Annotated in this window: 16 protein-coding genes and 2 tRNA genes; 10 read left to right on the plus strand and 8 right to left on the minus strand. The window is 69.7% G+C overall.

The window, feature by feature from the left end; all coding sequences use genetic code 11:
* The first annotated feature begins 56 nt into the window (after nucleotides 1-56).
* The 4 genes from gyrA (at nucleotide 57) to WFI00_RS07275 (ending at nucleotide 3,272) form a co-directional block, all read left to right on the plus strand.
* A complete protein-coding gene (gene gyrA / locus WFI00_RS07260) occupies nucleotides 57-2,642 on the plus strand; it encodes a DNA gyrase subunit A (protein ID WP_336632044.1) in 2,586 nt (861 codons plus the stop codon).
* The gene (locus WFI00_RS07265; protein WP_336632043.1) at nucleotides 2,639-3,040 is read left to right on the plus strand and encodes a DUF3566 domain-containing protein; all 402 of its coding nucleotides are present in this window, start codon (nucleotides 2,639-2,641) and stop codon (nucleotides 3,038-3,040) included. The genes gyrA and WFI00_RS07265 overlap by 4 nt, the downstream gene beginning before the upstream one ends.
* A gap of 71 nt (nucleotides 3,041-3,111) precedes the next feature.
* Nucleotides 3,112-3,185 (plus strand) — tRNA-Ile (locus WFI00_RS07270).
* A 14-nt stretch (nucleotides 3,186-3,199) separates the two neighbouring features.
* Nucleotides 3,200-3,272: transfer RNA gene (locus WFI00_RS07275), tRNA-Ala, on the plus strand.
* Here the strand turns inward: WFI00_RS07275 and WFI00_RS07280 are convergent.
* Entirely contained in the window at nucleotides 3,263-3,895 is a 633-nt protein-coding gene (locus WFI00_RS07280) for a sugar O-acetyltransferase (protein WP_336632042.1), read from the minus strand. The two genes, WFI00_RS07275 and WFI00_RS07280, sit on opposite strands and share 10 nt — an antisense overlap.
* A 122-nt stretch (nucleotides 3,896-4,017) precedes the next feature.
* On the opposite strand from WFI00_RS07280, the gene WFI00_RS07285 reads away from it, so the two are divergent.
* Nucleotides 4,018-4,443 carry an NUDIX hydrolase gene (locus WFI00_RS07285; RefSeq protein ID WP_336632041.1) on the plus strand — a complete coding sequence of 142 codons (426 nt, stop codon included), beginning with the start codon at nucleotides 4,018-4,020 and terminating at the stop codon, nucleotides 4,441-4,443.
* Between the two features lie 38 nt (nucleotides 4,444-4,481).
* Here the strand turns inward: WFI00_RS07285 and WFI00_RS07290 are convergent, their stop codons facing one another.
* Nucleotides 4,482-4,955 carry an aminoacyl-tRNA deacylase gene (locus WFI00_RS07290; RefSeq protein WP_336632040.1) on the minus strand — a complete coding sequence of 158 codons (474 nt, stop codon included), beginning with the start codon at nucleotides 4,953-4,955 and terminating at the stop codon, nucleotides 4,482-4,484.
* Nucleotides 4,948-5,523 (minus strand): DNA helicase, encoded by a 576-nt coding sequence (locus WFI00_RS07295; protein ID WP_336632039.1) that lies wholly within the window; start codon nucleotides 5,521-5,523, stop codon nucleotides 4,948-4,950. The genes WFI00_RS07290 and WFI00_RS07295 overlap by 8 nt, the downstream gene beginning before the upstream one ends.
* Before the next feature lie 91 nt (nucleotides 5,524-5,614).
* On the opposite strand from WFI00_RS07295, the gene WFI00_RS07300 reads away from it, so the two are divergent.
* The gene (locus WFI00_RS07300; RefSeq protein WP_336632038.1) at nucleotides 5,615-6,172 is read left to right on the plus strand and encodes a peptidylprolyl isomerase; all 558 of its coding nucleotides are present in this window, start codon (nucleotides 5,615-5,617) and stop codon (nucleotides 6,170-6,172) included.
* Between the two features lie 33 nt (nucleotides 6,173-6,205).
* Nucleotides 6,206-7,054 (plus strand): rhomboid family intramembrane serine protease, encoded by an 849-nt coding sequence (locus tag WFI00_RS07305; protein ID WP_336632037.1) that lies wholly within the window; start codon nucleotides 6,206-6,208, stop codon nucleotides 7,052-7,054.
* Nucleotides 7,055-7,176: 122 nt separating this feature from the next.
* Here the strand turns inward: WFI00_RS07305 and WFI00_RS07310 are convergent, their stop codons facing one another.
* Nucleotides 7,177-7,416 carry a cell division protein CrgA gene (locus tag WFI00_RS07310; protein WP_336632036.1) on the minus strand — a complete coding sequence of 80 codons (240 nt, stop codon included), beginning with the start codon at nucleotides 7,414-7,416 and terminating at the stop codon, nucleotides 7,177-7,179.
* Between the two features lie 54 nt (nucleotides 7,417-7,470).
* Between WFI00_RS07310 and WFI00_RS07315 the strand changes: the two genes are divergently transcribed.
* Genes WFI00_RS07315 through WFI00_RS07325 form a run of 3 tightly spaced genes read left to right on the plus strand, consistent with a single transcriptional unit; the run spans nucleotide 7,471 to nucleotide 9,108 of the window.
* Nucleotides 7,471-8,319 (plus strand): class E sortase, encoded by an 849-nt coding sequence (locus tag WFI00_RS07315; RefSeq protein ID WP_336632035.1) that lies wholly within the window; start codon nucleotides 7,471-7,473, stop codon nucleotides 8,317-8,319.
* Nucleotides 8,319-8,477, plus strand: a complete 159-nt coding sequence (locus WFI00_RS07320; protein ID WP_336632034.1) for a hypothetical protein — start codon at nucleotides 8,319-8,321, stop codon at nucleotides 8,475-8,477. Before WFI00_RS07315 ends, WFI00_RS07320 begins: the two co-directional genes overlap by 1 nt.
* On the plus strand, nucleotides 8,470-9,108 hold the full coding sequence (locus tag WFI00_RS07325) for an anthranilate synthase component II (protein WP_336632033.1): 639 nt from the start codon (nucleotides 8,470-8,472) through the stop codon (nucleotides 9,106-9,108). The genes WFI00_RS07320 and WFI00_RS07325 overlap by 8 nt, the downstream gene beginning before the upstream one ends.
* A 621-nt stretch (nucleotides 9,109-9,729) precedes the next feature.
* On the opposite strand, the gene pknB is transcribed toward WFI00_RS07325, so the two are convergent.
* From pknB to WFI00_RS07345, 4 genes are read right to left on the minus strand one after another with little or no spacing between them, the layout of a single operon-like run.
* Entirely contained in the window at nucleotides 9,730-11,436 is a 1,707-nt protein-coding gene (pknB, locus tag WFI00_RS07330; RefSeq protein ID WP_336632032.1) for a Stk1 family PASTA domain-containing Ser/Thr kinase, read from the minus strand.
* A gap of 45 nt (nucleotides 11,437-11,481) precedes the next feature.
* Nucleotides 11,482-13,212 (minus strand): serine/threonine-protein kinase, encoded by a 1,731-nt coding sequence (locus tag WFI00_RS07335; protein ID WP_336632031.1) that lies wholly within the window; start codon nucleotides 13,210-13,212, stop codon nucleotides 11,482-11,484.
* Nucleotides 13,209-14,666, minus strand: a complete 1,458-nt coding sequence (locus tag WFI00_RS07340; protein ID WP_336632030.1) for a peptidoglycan D,D-transpeptidase FtsI family protein — start codon at nucleotides 14,664-14,666, stop codon at nucleotides 13,209-13,211. The genes WFI00_RS07335 and WFI00_RS07340 overlap by 4 nt, the downstream gene beginning before the upstream one ends.
* On the minus strand, nucleotides 14,663-15,988 hold the full coding sequence (locus tag WFI00_RS07345) for an FtsW/RodA/SpoVE family cell cycle protein (protein WP_336632089.1): 1,326 nt from the start codon (nucleotides 15,986-15,988) through the stop codon (nucleotides 14,663-14,665). The genes WFI00_RS07340 and WFI00_RS07345 overlap by 4 nt, the downstream gene beginning before the upstream one ends.
* Between the last annotated feature and the right edge of the window lie 47 nt (nucleotides 15,989-16,035).

The following is a 16,035-nucleotide window of genomic DNA, read 5'->3' on the forward strand; positions in this document are numbered from 1 at the left end:
CCCCGCTTCCTCCGCCTGCGACGGCGGAGCCCGGACGATGAGACGAAAGCACGCAGATGACTGACGAAGAACGCCCCGACCCGACCGCGCACTACAACCACGGGAACATCGACCAGGTCGACCTCCAGGTCGAGATGCAGCGCAGCTACCTCGACTACGCGATGAGCGTCATCGTCGGGCGTGCGCTGCCCGACGTGCGCGACGGGCTCAAGCCCGTGCACCGCCGTGTCATCTACGGCATGTACGACGGGGGGTACCGCCCCGACAAGGGCTTCAACAAGTGCGCGCGCATCGTCGGCGACGTCATGGGGCAGTTCCACCCGCACGGCGACAGCGCGATCTACGACGCGCTCGTCCGCCTCGTCCAGCCGTGGTCGCTGCGCTATCCCCTCGCCGAGGGCCAGGGCAACTTCGGCACGCCCGGCAACATGGGCGCCGCCGCCTCGCGGTACACCGAGACGAAGATGTCGCCGCTGGCCATGGAGATGGTCCGCGACATCGAGGAAGACACCGTCGACTTCGAGCCGAACTACGACGGCAAGACGCAGGAGCCCACGGTCCTGCCGGCGCGGTTCCCGAACCTCCTGGTCAACGGCTCGGTCGGCATCGCCGTCGGCATGGCGACCAACATCCCGCCGCACAACATGCGCGAGGTCGCCGAGGGTGCGCTGTGGGCCCTCGAGCACCCCGACGCGTCGCGCGAGGAGCTGCTCGAGGCTCTCATGGCGCGCGTGCACGGCCCGGACTTCCCGACCGGGGCCCAGATCCTCGGCACGAAGGGCATCCGCGAGGCGCAGCGCACCGGCCGCGGCTCGATCACGATGCGCGCCGTCGTCAACGTCGAGGAGATCCACGGTCGCACGTGTCTCGTCGTGACGGAGCTCCCCTACCAGGTCAACCCCGACAACGTCGCCGCGAAGATCCGCGACCTGGCCCGCGACGGCAAGCTGAACGGCATCGCCGACATCCGCGACGAGACGAGCGATCGCACCGGCCAGCGTCTCGTGATCGTGCTCAAGCGCGACGCGGTCGCCAAGGTCGTGCTGAACAACCTGTACAAGCACACGCAGCTGCAGGACAACTTCGGGGCGAACATGCTCGCGATCGTCGACGGCGTGCCGCGCACGCTCGCCCTCGACGGCTTCATCTCGTACTGGATCGAGCACCAGGTCGAGGTCATCGTCCGTCGGACGCGCTACCGCCTGCGCGAGGCGGAGAAGCGCATGCACATCCTGCGCGGGTACCTCAAGGCCCTCGATGCGCTGGACGAGGTCATCGCGCTGATCCGCGCCTCGGCGACCGTCGAGGATGCCCGCGAGGGACTGAAGGCCCTCCTCGACATCGACGACATACAGGCAGAGGCGATCCTGCAGATGCAGCTGCGCCGCCTCGCCGCGATGGAGCGCCAGAAGCTCATCGACGAGGCCGCCGAGCTCGAGCTGAAGATCGCGGACCTCAATGACATCCTCGCCACGCCCGCGCGCCAGCGCACGATCATCGGCAGCGAGCTCACCGAGATCGTCGACAAGTTCGGCGACGAGCGGCGCACGCACATCCTGCAGGGCTTCGACGGCGACATGTCGATGGAGGACCTGATCCCCGAGGAGGAGATGGTCCTGACCGTCACCCGCGACGGGTACATCAAGCGCACGCGCAGCGACAACTACCGCTCCCAGCACCGCGGTGGGAAGGGCGTCAAGGGCGCGCAGCTGCGCGCCGACGACGTCGTCGAGCACTTCTTCGTGACGACCACCCACCACTGGCTCCTGTTCTTCACGACGAAGGGCCGCGTCTACCGGTGCAAGGCGTACGAGGTGCCGGAGGCCGGACGGGATGCCAAGGGGCAGCACGTCGCGAACCTCCTGGCGCTCCAGCCGGGCGAGGAGATCGCACAGATCCTCGACATCCGCGACTACCGGGTCGCCACGCACCTCGTGCTGGCCACGCGCGACGGCAAGGTCAAGAAGACCTTCCTCAGTGAATACGACACCAACCGACAGGGCGGCATCATCGCCATCCGTCTGCGCGGTCAGGACGAGGAGGACGGCGACGAGCTCGTCAGCGCGCTTCTGGTCGACGACACCGACGACGTCCTGCTGATCTCGCGCCAGGGGATGTCGCTGCGCTTCACGGCGACCGACGACTCGCTGCGTCCGATGGGACGTGCCACCGAGGGCGTCAAGGGGATGAGCTTCCGCGAGGGCGATTCGCTCCTCTCGGCATCCGTCGCGCAGGACGACGCGTACGTCTTCGTCGTCACCGAGGGAGGATACGCGAAGCGCACCCGCGTCGGTGAGTATCGCCTGCAGGGCCGCGGTGGACTGGGCATCAAGGTGGCCAAACTGAGCGAGGATCGGGGGGATCTCGCGGGGGGTCTGATCGTCTCCGAGGACGACGAGGTCTTGGTGGTTCTTGCCAGCGGCAAGGTGGTACGCTCTGCCGTGGCCGAGGTCCCCGCCAAGGGACGCGACACGATGGGTGTCGTGTTCGCCCGCCCCGACGACGACGATCGCATCCTCGCGATCGCCCGTAACGGGGAGCGGACGCTGGGACAGGCTCCGGAATCCGAGGAGCCCGCCACACCCGCCGCCGCCGACGTCCCCGCGTCGTCGAGCCCCGAAGAGAGTGACACGGACGCATGAGCACGGTAGCCGACAAGCTGGCGAAGAAGTCATCCAGCAAGACCAGCGCGAAGCAGGTGCGCCTGCGTCTGGTGTACGTGGACTTCTGGTCCGCCACCAAGCTGTCGTTCCTCGCGGCGGTGGCGCTGGCGATCGTCACGGTCGTGGCGACGTTCCTCGTCTTCCTCGTCCTGCAGACCACCGGCATGATCGGACGCCTCGACGAGCTGTTCAAGGCCTTCGATGACAGCTTCACGCTGAGCGACCACGTCGGCCTTCCGCAGGTCATGGCGTTCGCGGCGATCGTCGCGATCCTGAACCTGATCGTCGTCACCGTGCTCGGTGCGGTGGTCGCGGGCATCTACAACCTGATGGTCAAGGTCACCGGCGGATTGCTCGTCGGGTTCACGTCGAACTGACCCGATTTTCGGTTTGCCCGCTCGTCGGGTAAAGTCTTGGAGGTTGACGGCGGCAGCGCCGGTCTCCAGACGGGGCTATAGCTCAGGCGGTTAGAGCGCTTCACTGATAATGAAGAGGTCCCAGGTTCAAGTCCTGGTAGCCCCACACGATCCCCTTCCGGGGCCTTAGCTCAGTTGGTAGAGCGCCTGCTTTGCAAGCAGGATGTCAGGAGTTCGAATCTCCTAGGCTCCACATTCCGGCCCCTTCAGGGGGCGCAGCGGGCGACAGGGATTCCCGGCGGCGACGACGTCGGCCGGGATGTCGCGGGTCACGACGGATCCGGCGCCGATGATGCTGTTGTCTCCGATGGCGACTCCCGGTGTGATGGTCACCGATCCCCCGAGCCACACGTTGTTCCCGATGGTGACCGGTTCGGGGAGCTCCCACCCGTCCAGGCGCCGCTCGATGTCCTCGGCGTGGTTCGGCGTGTAGATCCCGCACCGGGGCCCGATCAGACAGTCACTGCCGATGCTCACGAAGCCGCCGCCGATGACGACGAAGTCGGCGTTGAGGAAGGTACGGTCGCCGATCGTCAGGCGCATCCCGTAGTCGATGCTGATCGGCGGGCGGAAGTCGATGCCCTCACCGGCTCCGGGCACCAGTTTCCGGAACAGCGCGGTCGCGTGCTCAGGCGCGTCGTGGAAGACGCGGCCGATCTCCGCACAGATGGCGTGCGCCTCGCGGGAGAGCTCCTGCAGCGCCGGAGACGTCCGGTACCTGATCCACCCGCCGTTCAGGAGCGAGGCGAGATCCTCGTCGACGGACGCCAGTTCGCGCACTCGCTGATCGATGAGGGCATCCGCACTCTGGGTCATATCCATCTCCTCCTATAAGTTGTTGTCAACAACATAAAGGAAACGGAGAAGCGCCGCCACTGCACGGTCGGTCGTGTCGGTCGGTGGGTCCGTCCGGCGGCCCGCGTGGGTAGGGTGTGGGCATGGATCTGCGCGTCGCCGCCTACGCCGTCGTCTACGACGACGAGCGCGGGCTGCTCCTCGCGCACTGGCACGAGGGGCGCCGCGGAGCGTGGACGCTCCCCGGGGGTGGCCTCGAGCCGGGCGAGGATCCCGCCGACGCGGTCCGCCGCGAGGTGCGCGAGGAGACCGGCTTCCGGGTCGAGATCGACGAACTCCTCGGCATCCACTCCCGGGTCATCCCGGTGCGCCAACGTCTGGGTTCCGGAGCGGATGTCCCCCTGCACACCATCCGGATCGTCTACCGGGCGCACGTCGTCGGAGGACAGCTGCGCAACGAGGTGGACGGGTCCACCGATCAGGCGGACTGGTTCCCGCGTATCGCCCTGAGCGCGCTCCCCCACGTGCAGCTCGTCGACATCGGCCTCGAGATGGCCGGCCTCGGCTGACCCGCGGCGGCAGCCGGCTCGCGTGGCAGCGTCGGGCGTCAGGCCGCCGGCTGCGAGATGTCGGCGACCGTGGCGGCGTAGGCGGCGATGAGGTCGTCCGCTGCCACGAAGAGGCTGTATCCGTGCGCGCCCGCGCCCATGGCGACGCGGCGCCCGACGATCGACTCGTCGGCGTAGACCGGCCAGTCGGTCGTGCTGCCGATCGGCACGATGGTGCCGCGCTCGTACCCGGTCGCCGCCAGCGCGAGCTCGGGTTCGGGCAACCGCAGCTTGTTGACGCCGACGAGAGCGCGTAGCTTCGGCCACGAGATCGCCCGGTCGCCCGGGATCAGCGCGAAGAGGTACGTGTCGTCGGCACGCTTGACCACGAGGGTCTTCACGATGTCCGCCGGTTCGAGGCCCAGCAGGTCCGCGGCCTCCGCGAGGCTCGTCGCCGCGGGGCGCTCACGGATCTCGATGTCGAGTCCCCGCGCCGCGGCCGCGTCGCGGACGCGGTCGGTGGGTTCAGGCATCCGGTGCGCGCAGCGGGTCGTCCGCCACCCACAGCTCATCGTCGGCACGCAGCGTCTGCCACGCCGCGTAGATCACGCCCGCAGCCGCGGCGACACCGAGGATGATGGCGATGACGCCGCCGGCGCTCACACCCTTCTTGGCGGGCGCGACGGGAACGGCGAACTGCTTCGTGACCTTCTTGCCGTACTTGTCGGCGTTCTTCTGGAGGGCCGCGATGTCGACGGATCCGAAGCCGCGGCCGGCCGCGAGCTGCTTGCGCTTCTCGTTGGCGGCATCCCACACCGACAGTGCCGAACCGATGACGCCCGCGGCGGTCGGAAGGACGGCCTGGTTGTAGACCTTCTTCGAGGTCGCGAGGCCCTGCTCGACATACGGTGCGGCGTACTGCTCGTACGTGTGCTGCACCGTGGGCACGACCTGCTCACGGTTGTAGTTGCCGAGCTGGCGTCCGGCCTCGCGGGCCACGTTCCCCGCCTGGCCGAGCAGCACCTGCTGCGACTCCCACAGAGTCGCCGCCTGGTCCTGGAGCTTGCGGAGTTCCTTCTTGCGCTTGCGGCTGAGGCTCACGGTGCCCTCCCTGGGGATCCGGTGGTTGTCTCTCCATCTTGCCAGACCGCTCCGACCGCGCGAGGGCTTGACAGGTGAAAGAATGCTCAGCATGACGATTCACACCGCGGTAGCGACCCTCCACACGAACCATGGCGACATCGTCGTCAACCTCTTCGGCGACCACGCCCCCCGCACGGTGCAGAACTTCACCGGCCTCGCCGACGGCTCGCAGGCGTGGACCGACCCCGCGACCGGCAAGCCGGGCGAGGGCCCCCTCTACACGGATGTCATCTTCCACCGCATCATCCCGAACTTCATGATCCAGGGCGGCGACCCGCTCGGTCAGGGCATCGGCGGCCCGGGCTACAACTTCGACGACGAGATCCACCCGGAGCTGAACTTCACCGCCCCCTACATCCTCGCGATGGCCAACGCCGGCCTGCGTCGCAACGCCATCACCGGCAAGGCGGAGGGCACGAACGGCTCGCAGTTCTTCATCACCACCGACCCGACCCCGTGGCTGCAGGGCAAGCACACGATCTTCGGCGAGGTCGCCGACGACGCGTCGCGCGCGGTCGTGGACGAGATCGCGGGCGTGCGCACGGGTGCCGGCGACCGCCCCGTCGAGCCCGTCGTCATCAGCTCGATCGACGTCGTCGCCGCCTGACGCGCGGCCGGGATCACCGACCCGAGAGACCCCGTGACCGACACCGACTTCCGCTCCAATCCGGACAACTTCTGCTACCGCCATCCCGAGCGCCAGAGCTTCGTGCTCTGTCAGCGCTGCCTGCGCACGATCTGCCCGGAGTGCCAGACGCAGATGCCCGTCGGGGTGATCTGCCCGGAATGCCTGGGCGAGCAGCAGAAGAAGTCGGCCACGATCACCCGGATGCCCCGTCGGCGCGCGGCCGCGGCCTCGCTCGGCGGGGCGCCCGTGGTGACCTACTCGATCATGGGCGTGACGATCCTCTTCTACCTGGTCGGTCTGATCCCGGGCATCGGCGACCAGATCTCCCGCGCCCTGGTCTTCTGGGCGCCGCTGACCTACGCGCAGCCGTGGCGACTGCTCACGGTGACGCTCGTGCACCTGAGCCCCTGGCACATCGCCCTCAACATGCTGGCGCTGTGGGCGCTGGGGCGCAGCCTCGAGCCGCTTCTCGGTCGATGGCGCTTCCTGGCGCTCTATCTGCTCAGTGCCCTCGGCGGATCGGTGCTGACGGCGCTGATCGCGCCCGGCACCGTCGTCGCCGGCGCATCCGGGGCCGTGTGGGGTCTGCTCGGGGCGATGTTCGTCATCGGCCGGCATCTCGGCGCGAACGTCACCGCGATCGCCGTCCTGCTGGCCTTGAACCTGGTGATCACGTTCCTGCCGGGATCGAACATCGCCTGGCAGGCGCACATCGGCGGTGGCTTGGTGGGTGCTCTCGTGGGGGTCGTCTTCGCACGCACCCGCGCGATCCGGATGCAGCGACGGCAGGTCTGGCTGCTGGTCGCCATCGCGGGAGGGCTGCTCGCCCTCCTGGCCGTGCCGGTGCTGATCTATCGCTGACGCCGCGGGATGCCCGTCATCCCCGAGCTGCGCGTGTGCGCCGAGTTATCCACAGGTCTATCCACACGTGGGGATGAATCACACCGGTGTAATTCACACCCGGACGGTCGATCGGACGAGGCTCAGCGCCACCGCGTGGTCATGAGGAAGCCGACGAACGCGATGCCGAAGCCGATGACGAGGTTCCATCCGCCGATGCCGGGGATGGGGAGCGCCTGACCGCTGAGGTAGAAGACGATCACCCAGAGCAGGCCGAGGATCATGAGCCCCAGCATGATGGGCTTGAACCACACCGGGTTGGGGGCTGCCTCGCCCTCTCCGTGCTCGGTGATCTGCTCGTCATCCCTGCCAGAACGTGCCATGCCGCGATTCTACCTGCCAGCCGCGCCTCAGCCACGCTGTGGGATGATCGCCGTATGGGGCAGACCGAGCCGCGCACACGCCGCAGCGAGCGTGCAGCACGGGAGGCGGCCGAGGCCGAGGCTCGCGTCGAACCCCGTGTGGAGCCCCCGGCTCCGGCGAAGCGCCGAGCGCGCACGTCCGTCGTCGGCGTCGTCGGCGAGCTGCTGATCACGCTCGGCGTGGTGGCGCTCCTGTACGTCTCGTGGCAGATGTGGGTGGGCGACTGGATCATCGGCGCCGAGAAGCACAAGGAGGCCGGTGCGCTGTCGCAGAGCCTCCTGTCGCAGGCGCCGACCGACGCGCCGTCGCCAGATGCGACCATGACCGCCGCTTCGGGCGACGTGCCCGTCCCCGTGCAGGCGCAGCCCGACCACGGCACACAGTTCGGCGTCATGTCGGTCCCCCGGTTCGGCCCGCAGTGGCAGTTCGCGATCGCCTCGGGGACGTCGCGACACGACATTCTCGATGCGGGGGAGATCGGTCACTACACGGACACGGGGATGCCCGGGGCGATCGGCAACACCGTCTATGCCGCCCACCGCTGGACATCCGGAGCGCCCTTCGATCCCATCGACCGGCTGGTGATCGGCGACGCGATCGTCGTGCAGACCAGCGACGGCTGGTACACGTACCGGTTCCGTACCCTCGAATACGTGCAGGACACGCAGGTGGAGGTCCTCCTCGACGTCCCGCAGAAGGTGGGGGTCGCCGCGAACGGCCGCTACCTGACCCTGACCAGCTGCGCCCCGAAGCTCAACATGCTGGAGCGGATCATCGCGTACGCGGTGTTCGAGAGCTTCACCCCGGCCTCCGCGGGCCCGCCGGCGTCGCTCGCCCCGCCCACGCAAGGAGCATCCGCCTGATGTACGCCGCCCTGTGGCGCATCCTCCCGGGACCCGCCTGGGTGCGCATCCTGATCCTGCTCGTCCTGCTGGCGGCCGTGCTCTACGGCCTGTTCTGGTACGTCTTCCCGTGGGTCGGGCAGGTGGTCAACCCGCAGGAGTCCACGATCGGTGGCTGAGCGGATCCTCGTCCTCGACAACCACGACAGCTTCGTCCACACCCTCGTCGGGTATCTGCACGAGCTCGGGGCGCGCACCGACCTTGTCGAGGCGGATGTGGTGCGCTCGCCGGCCGAGGTCCTCTCCGACGTCGCGGGGGTCCTGGTGTCCCCCGGTCCCGGGAGGCCGGAGGATGCCGGCGCGTCCGTCGACGTGATCCGCGCGGCGGCGGTCGCGCGGATCCCCCTGCTCGGCGTGTGCCTCGGGCATCAGGCGCTCGCCGTCGCCTTCGGGGCGCGGGTCTCCGAAGCGCCGGAGCTTCGCCACGGTCTCACGAGCGCGGTCCACCACGACGGCGACGGGCTGTTCGCGGGACTGCCGTCCCCGTTCGCCGCGACGCGGTACCACTCGCTCGCCGTCGAGCCCGACTCTCTCCCGCCTGAGCTCAGGGTGACGGCGTCGACGGCCTCGGGCGTCGTCATGGGGCTGGCCCATCGCGAGCTGCCGCTGCAGGGGGTTCAGTTCCATCCCGAGTCGGTGCTCACGGAGGGCGGCTATCGCTTGCTGGGGAACTGGCTCGAGGGCCTCGGATGCCCCGGAGCCGCCGCCCGCGGCGCCGCCCTGCATCCGCACCGCCGCGTCACCCCCTGACCCCGCCCCGTCGCTCTCGCCCCGCCCCGCCCTTCGCCCCGTCGCCCTCGCCCCGTCGCCCCCTCGTCCCGATTCGTCGCCCCCATCCCGTCTCTCCCCAACCCCCCGAGTGTCCACGACACGCGGCCGCACCCCCACCCCGCACCGCGCGTCGTGGACACTCGGCGGGCCGGGCCGGGCCGGGCCGCGCCCGGCGCGGGTGCGGCCCGGCCCGACGTCCGGCGGTCCGCATCCGCACCGCCACCCCACCGTGTCACCCATTGCGCCGCGTCACCCATCGCGCCGCGTCACCCATTGCCCGAGTGTCCACGACGCGCGGCCACAGCCCTACGCCGCACCGCGCGTCGTGGACACTCGGCAGGGCGGGTTGGGCGGACCGGCGCAGGTGCGGGGAGGTCCGACGTCCGGCGTCCACATCTGCGCAGCCCCGCCACCCCACCCAGCCGCGTCACCCACTGCCCGAGTGTCCACGACCCGCGGGCACACACCCATGCGGCACCGCGCGTCGTGGACACTCGGCGGGACTGGAGGGCGCGACAGCGCGAGGGGCGCGCAGAGGCGAGGCCCGCGCGAGCGAGGGGCGCGACAGCGCGAGGGGCGCGACGGCGCGCAGGGGCGGGGTCAGCCCTTGCCGGTGCAGACGCGGAGCTCCACCGTCGAGTGGATCGGCACATCGCCCGGGGCGAGCGACTGCGCGGCCACGGTCGCCTCGCCGGGTGCGGCGGGGCAGTCCGGGTCGTCCACGACCACGGGCGTGAGCCGGAGGTTGTCGGCAGAGAGGGCGCGCTCCGCGGCATCCGCCGTATAGCCGACGACGTCGACGAGCGTCACCTTCCCGCTGGCGACCACGAGGTTCACCGCCGTGCCGAGGGCGATCTGAGTCCCCTCGCGCTGATCCGCCGACATCACGGTTCCGGCGGACAGACCAGGATCGTTGCGCGTCGTGACCGTCCCGAGCGACAGGCCGGCGGTCGTGAGGGCGGATGTCGCCGCGGCGGTGTCGAGGCCGGTGAGCGTCGGCACGGTCGCCTTCTGCTGCCCCGTGGACACGTACACCTTGACGGACTGCCCGGGCGCGACCGTGGTCCCCGAGCCCGGTGAGGTGCTGACCACGTTGCCGGCTGCGATCTGGTCGTCGCTCTGGTCCACGCGCTCGGCCTGCAGGTCCCGTTCGAAGAGCAGCTCGTTCGCGCGCTCCCACGACATGTCGACGACGTCGGGGACGACGCGGGCGCTGTCGGGGATCGTCGTGCCGGGCCGGTTGCTCAGCACCCAGAACAGGACGGAGATCAGCACGACCGCCAGGACGGCGATGCCTGCCCAGATCCAGGCGACCGGCGGTCCCTGCTGCGTCCGCGCCATGGTCGTGTCGGTCGAGAGCTGGCGCAGCGACCGGGCGGTCTCGGCCGCGTGCCGCGGATTCGCACCGTACAACTCGCTGGTGAGTGCGCCGACCTCCTTCTTGGTCGGCACGTGGCCGTCGCGGGTCGCATCCAGTGCCGCGCGGAACGACGCCGCATCCTGGAAACGCTGGAAGGGATCCTTCGCCAGGGCGCGGAGCGCGACGGCGTCCAGGGCGCGCGGGACCGTCTCGACGAGCTCCGACGGAGCCACCGGGGTCTCACTGACGTGCTGATATGCCACCGCGACGGGGGTCTCGCCGCGGAACGGAGCGCGCCCGGTGAGCAGCTCGTAGAGGACGACACCCGTCGAGTACACGTCGGCGCGGGAGTCGACGGGCTCGCCCTTGGCCTGCTCGGGCGAGAAGTACGCCGCCGTCCCGATGATCTTGGTCGTCTCGGCGACGGTCGACGACGAGTCCGACACCGCGCGCGCGATGCCGAAGTCCATGACCTTGACCTGCCCGGCGGGGGTCACCATCACGTTGCCCGGCTTGATGTCGCGGTGCACGACGCCCGCGCGGTGGGAGTACTCGAGTGCTTCAAGGATGCCGTCGGTGTAGCGCACCGTGTCGGCCAGAGGCACCGGACCCTCGTCGATGATGTCCTTCAGAAGACGCCCGGACACCAGCTCCATGATGATGTACGGCACCGGATGCGACGTGCCGTCCTCGTCCGTCTCGACGGCCTCGCCCGCGTCGAAGACCCGCACGATCGTGGGGTGTGACATCCGTGACGCCGCCTGCGCCTCGAGGCGGAAGCGGGTCCGGAACGTGCCGTCGGCGGCGAGCTCCCGCTTGAGGATCTTGATCGCGACCTCGCGGCCGAGGGTGAGGTCGCGCCCGCGGTAGACGCTCGCCATCCCGCCTCGACCGATGAGGTCGCCGACCTCATAGCGATCGGACAGCACGCGGTGCTCTGCAGACACTTCTCCCCCTGGACCGGCTCGCAAGCCAGCCTATCCGACGCTCAATCAGCGCGCGGGCGGCGTCGGGGTCCCCGTGGAACCGGCCGTGATGGATGCCGCCGCCTCGGGCGACTTGGGCGATTCGCGGTCCCCGCACGACACGGTGTACTGGACGGTGAGCAGCCGCGTCACCTCACCGTTGACGGTCACCGCGACGGGACGATCGCCCGCCTGGAACGTGCGCTCCGTCGTGCCGTCGTCGAACGTGCCGTTGAGCACGGACAGGTTGTAACCGGTGACCGACCCCGTGCCCGACGGGCAGGTGTACGCGTCCCAGACCACCTGGGCGACCGTGCCCTGCTTCACCTCGGAGACCGTCGCGCCGCCGACCTGGATGCGTGCGGCGCCGGACGGGGCGGGAAGCGCCGTCTGCTCCGCGTAGGCCGTCAGGGTGAACTGCTGGGCGAACGGGACGTTCGCCTGCGGCTCGTAGCGGTAGACCTTCCCGACCTCCTCGGCCGTGGGGGCCGGGTCGCCGGGCATGCAGCTGACGTTGGTCAGACCGGCGTCCTCGGCCTTCTGCTTGGCCGCCGTGCAGTCCATGCCGATGAGGTTGAGCGCGTCCACGTTCACCGAGGTCGGCGTGGGCGTGCTGGGCTTCGGCGTCGGAGTCTGCGGTGTCTCGCCCGTCGCGCTGGGCGTCGTCGGCGCCGGGGCGGGCGTGTCGTTCGACACGAGCGCGAAGACGGTCGCCCCGAGCACGATCAGCAGCAGCGCGATGAGCGCGATGAGCGGCCACGTCCACGGGCTGCGCTTCTTCGTCGTCGCCGCGGGCGCTGCGGCCTCCGCCGCCGGCCCGGGCGCGGCGGTCGGCATCAGTCGCGTCGTCTCCTCGCCCGTCGGTCGGAGCAGCTGCGTGGCGTCGTCGAGCCCGCCGGCTCCGCCGATCGCGGGGACGATGGCGACCGCCCCGGCGATGTCGCCGCGGCGCAGCGCGGTCGCGGCGCGGGCGACGGCGGACGCGGTGGCGGGCCGGTCCTCGGGCTTCTTCGCGATCATGCACAGGACGAAGTTGCGCACGGGCTCGGCGATGGTCGCGGGCAGCGGCGGCGGGGCGTCGTTGATCTGCGCCATCGCGATCGCGACCTGCGACTCGCCGGTGAACGGGCGCTTGCCGGCCAGGCACTCGTACGCGACGATGCCGAGCGAGTAGATGTCCGTCGCGGGCGACGCGGGATGACCCGACGCCTGCTCCGGCGAGAGGTACTGCACGGTCCCCATGACCTGACCGGTCGCCGTCAGCGGCACCTGGTCGGCGATGCGGGCGATGCCGAAGTCGGTGATCTTCACCCGCCCGTCGGGCGTGATGAGCAGGTTTCCGGGCTTGATGTCGCGGTGGACGAGCCCGGCCGCGTGGGCCGCCTGCAGGGCGGAGGCGGTCTGCGCGACGATGTCGAGGGTCTTGTCGGTGGACAGCGACCCCTCGCGCTCGAGGATCGTCGACAGCGCCTCACCGGGGACGAGCTCCATCACCAGGAACGCGGAGCCGTTCTCCTCGCCGTAGTCGAAGACGCTCGCGATGCCCTCGTGGTTGACGAGCGCCGCGTGCCGGGCCTCGGCGCGGAAGCGCTCGAGGAACCCCGGGTCGCCCATGTACTCGTCCTTGAGGATCTTGATGGCGACCGTCCGGCCGATGACGTGGTCGGTCGCCTCCCAGACCTCGCCCATGCCGCCGATCGCGATCCGCGAGTCCAGCTCGTAGCGCCCGCCGAAGCTCACACCCTGCGTCGGTCTCATCTGGTCAGCACCGCCTCTATGACTTTCTTCGCGATGGGGGCCGCGATCCCGTTGCTCGTTCCGGACTGCCCGAGCCCTCCGCCGTCCTCGATCATCACCGCGACGGCCACTTTCGGGTCGTTCGCCGGAGCGAAACCGGTGAACCAGAGGGTGTACGGATCACCGGGTCCGTGCTCCGCCGTGCCGGTCTTCCCGGCCACGTCGACGCCGTCTATTCTTGCACCGCTGGCTGCGCCGTCGCTGACATTGGCGATCATGAGGCCGGTCATCGTGGCGGCGTCCGCCTCCGACAGCGCGCGCCCGAACGAGCTGTCCTCGAAGGTCTGCTGCACGGTCAGATCGGGTGCGACGACGCGGTCGACCATGCGCGGGTTCATCACGATGCCCTTGTTCGCGATGGCCGCCGAGACCATCGCGATCTGCAGCGGCGACGCCTTCACGTCGAGCTGTCCGTAGCCGGTCTGCGCCGTCTGATCGGGCGAGAGCGGTCCCGCCGGGTACACCGAGGTTGCGGTCTCCAGCGGGATCTCGAAGCTCTTGCCGAAGCCGTACTTCTGCGCCTCGGCGCGGATCGCGTCGTCGCCGAGGGCGACGGCGAGCTCCGCCATCGGGATGTTGCAGCTGAGGCGCAGCGCGGTCGCGAGGTTGACCTGTTCGCCTGGGCCGCACGTGCCCCCGTCGAAGTTGCGGATCGAGGTGGAGGTGCCCGGGAGCGTGTAGGTCGCCGTGTTCGGGAACGTCGAGTCGGGCGTGAACTGCCCGGACGCGAGGGCGGCGGATGCCACGACGAGCTTGAACGTCGAGCCGGGAGGGTTCAGGGTGTCGATCGCACGGTTGGTCAGGGGATCGACCGCCGAGGCGAGGAGCTCGTCGTGCGTCGTGTTGACCTGCGCGCCGTCGTGCACGGCGAGGGTGTTCGTGTCGAAGCTCGGACTCGTCGCCATCGCGAGGACGCGTCCCGTGGCCGGCTCGAGGGCGATGACGGCGCCCTGGTAGGAGCCGAGGGCAGCCGTCGCGGCCTTCTGCACCGCGGGGTCGAGGGTCAGCAGCACGTTCGACCCGCGGGGTGGCTGACCGGTGATGATCTGGTCCATCCGGGAGAGGAACTGCGAGTTCGCGGTTCCGGAGAGCTCGCGGTTCATCGCCTGCTCGATCCCGGTGGCGGACTGCAGCACGGGGTTGATGTAGCCCGTCACGCCCGCCCACATGGGGGCGTCGGCGTACTCGCGCTGCCAGCTGTAGATGTCGTCGCTCGGCACGGACGAGGCGATCACCTGGTCGCCGGCGATGATCGATCCGCGCTGCACCTCGAACGAGTCGTACAGGGCCCGCTTGTTGCGCGGGTTGTCGGCCAGGTCGCCCGCCTGGGCGACCTGGATCCAGCTCGTCGCGCCGAACAGGGCGACGAACATGAGCAGCATGATGATGCTGAGGCGGCGCAGCTCCTTGGTCATCCGATCACCACCCGCGGTCTCGAGCGGACGGCGTCAGAGATGCGCAGCAGGAGCGCCACCACGATCCAGTTCGCGACGAGCGACGAGCCGCCCGCGGCGAGGAACGGCGTCGTGAGGCCCGTCAGGGGGATGATCCGCGTCACGCCGCCGACCATGATGAACACCTGCAGCGCGATCGTGAACGACAGTCCGGTCGCGAGCAGCTTGCCGAAGTCGTCCTGCCCCGCGATGCCGATGCGGATGCCACGGCTCGTGAACACCATGTACAAGCAGAGGATCGCGAAGACGCCGATGAGGCCGAGCTCCTCGCCGATGCTGGGGAAGATGTAGTCGCTCTGCGCCAGCGGGGTGAGTCCCGGCCGGCCCCGGCCGAGGCCCGTGCCGATCAGGCCGCCGTGGGCGAGTCCGAAGATGCCGCTGACCAGCTGATAGCTGCCGCCCGTGCGGTCGATGACGTCCGGGTCGAAGGCGTTCAGCCAGTTCTGGAAGCGCCAGCCGACGTAGGTGAGCACCTGCGAGGCGATCACCGCGCCCGCGACCGCCAGGCCGACGCCGATGACGACCCAGCTTGTCTTGCCGGTCGCGACGTAGAGCATCGCGATGAACATGCCGAAGATGAGCAGGCCCGTCCCGAGGTCGCGCTGGAGGACGATGATGCCGAGCGAGGCGAGCCAGATGAGCAGGAGCGGGCCGAGCTCGCGTGGGCGCGGCCACGTCATCCCCAGGAAGCGTGTTCCGACGGAGCTGAGCGCCTCGCGGGTGCGCACGAGGTACCCGGCGAAGAAGATCGCCAGGGCGATCTTGGCGAGCTCGCCGGGCTGGAACGAGAAGATGCCGCCGATCGAGATCCAGACGTCGGCGTTGGCGTCGGTGCCGAGACCCGGGACGAAGGGCAGCAGCAGCAGCAGGATGCCGGCGAAGCCGAAGACGTAGGTGTAGCGCAGCAGCACGCGGTAGTTCTTGAGGACCACGACGATGGCCACGGCGGCGGCGATGGCGATGACCAGCCAGACGAGCTGTCGCGTCGACAGCGCCGCCCACCCGGAATCGCCGTCCTCGATGTCGATGCGGTAGATCATGGCGACCCCGAGCCCCGACAGCACCGTCGCGATCGGGACGACGAACGGGTCCGCCTGCGGGGCGCGGTAGCGCAGCACGACGTGGAGGGCCAGGACGAGCACGGTGAGCGCGCCGCAGTAGTAGAGGAAGGTCCAGTCGATCCCGCCCAGGGCCCCCAGCTGCACGAGGGCGACCGCCGCGCCGTTGATGACGAACGAGAACAGCAGCAGGCCGAGCTCGCGGTTGCGCTGCGTCTGCGGCATCCGGAGCTTGCGCAGCGCCTTCAGCACGGTGGTGTCCGTGTTCAGCA

Source organism: Microbacterium sp. MMO-56 (assembly GCF_037146215.1).
Classification (GTDB): domain Bacteria; phylum Actinomycetota; class Actinomycetes; order Actinomycetales; family Microbacteriaceae; genus Microbacterium.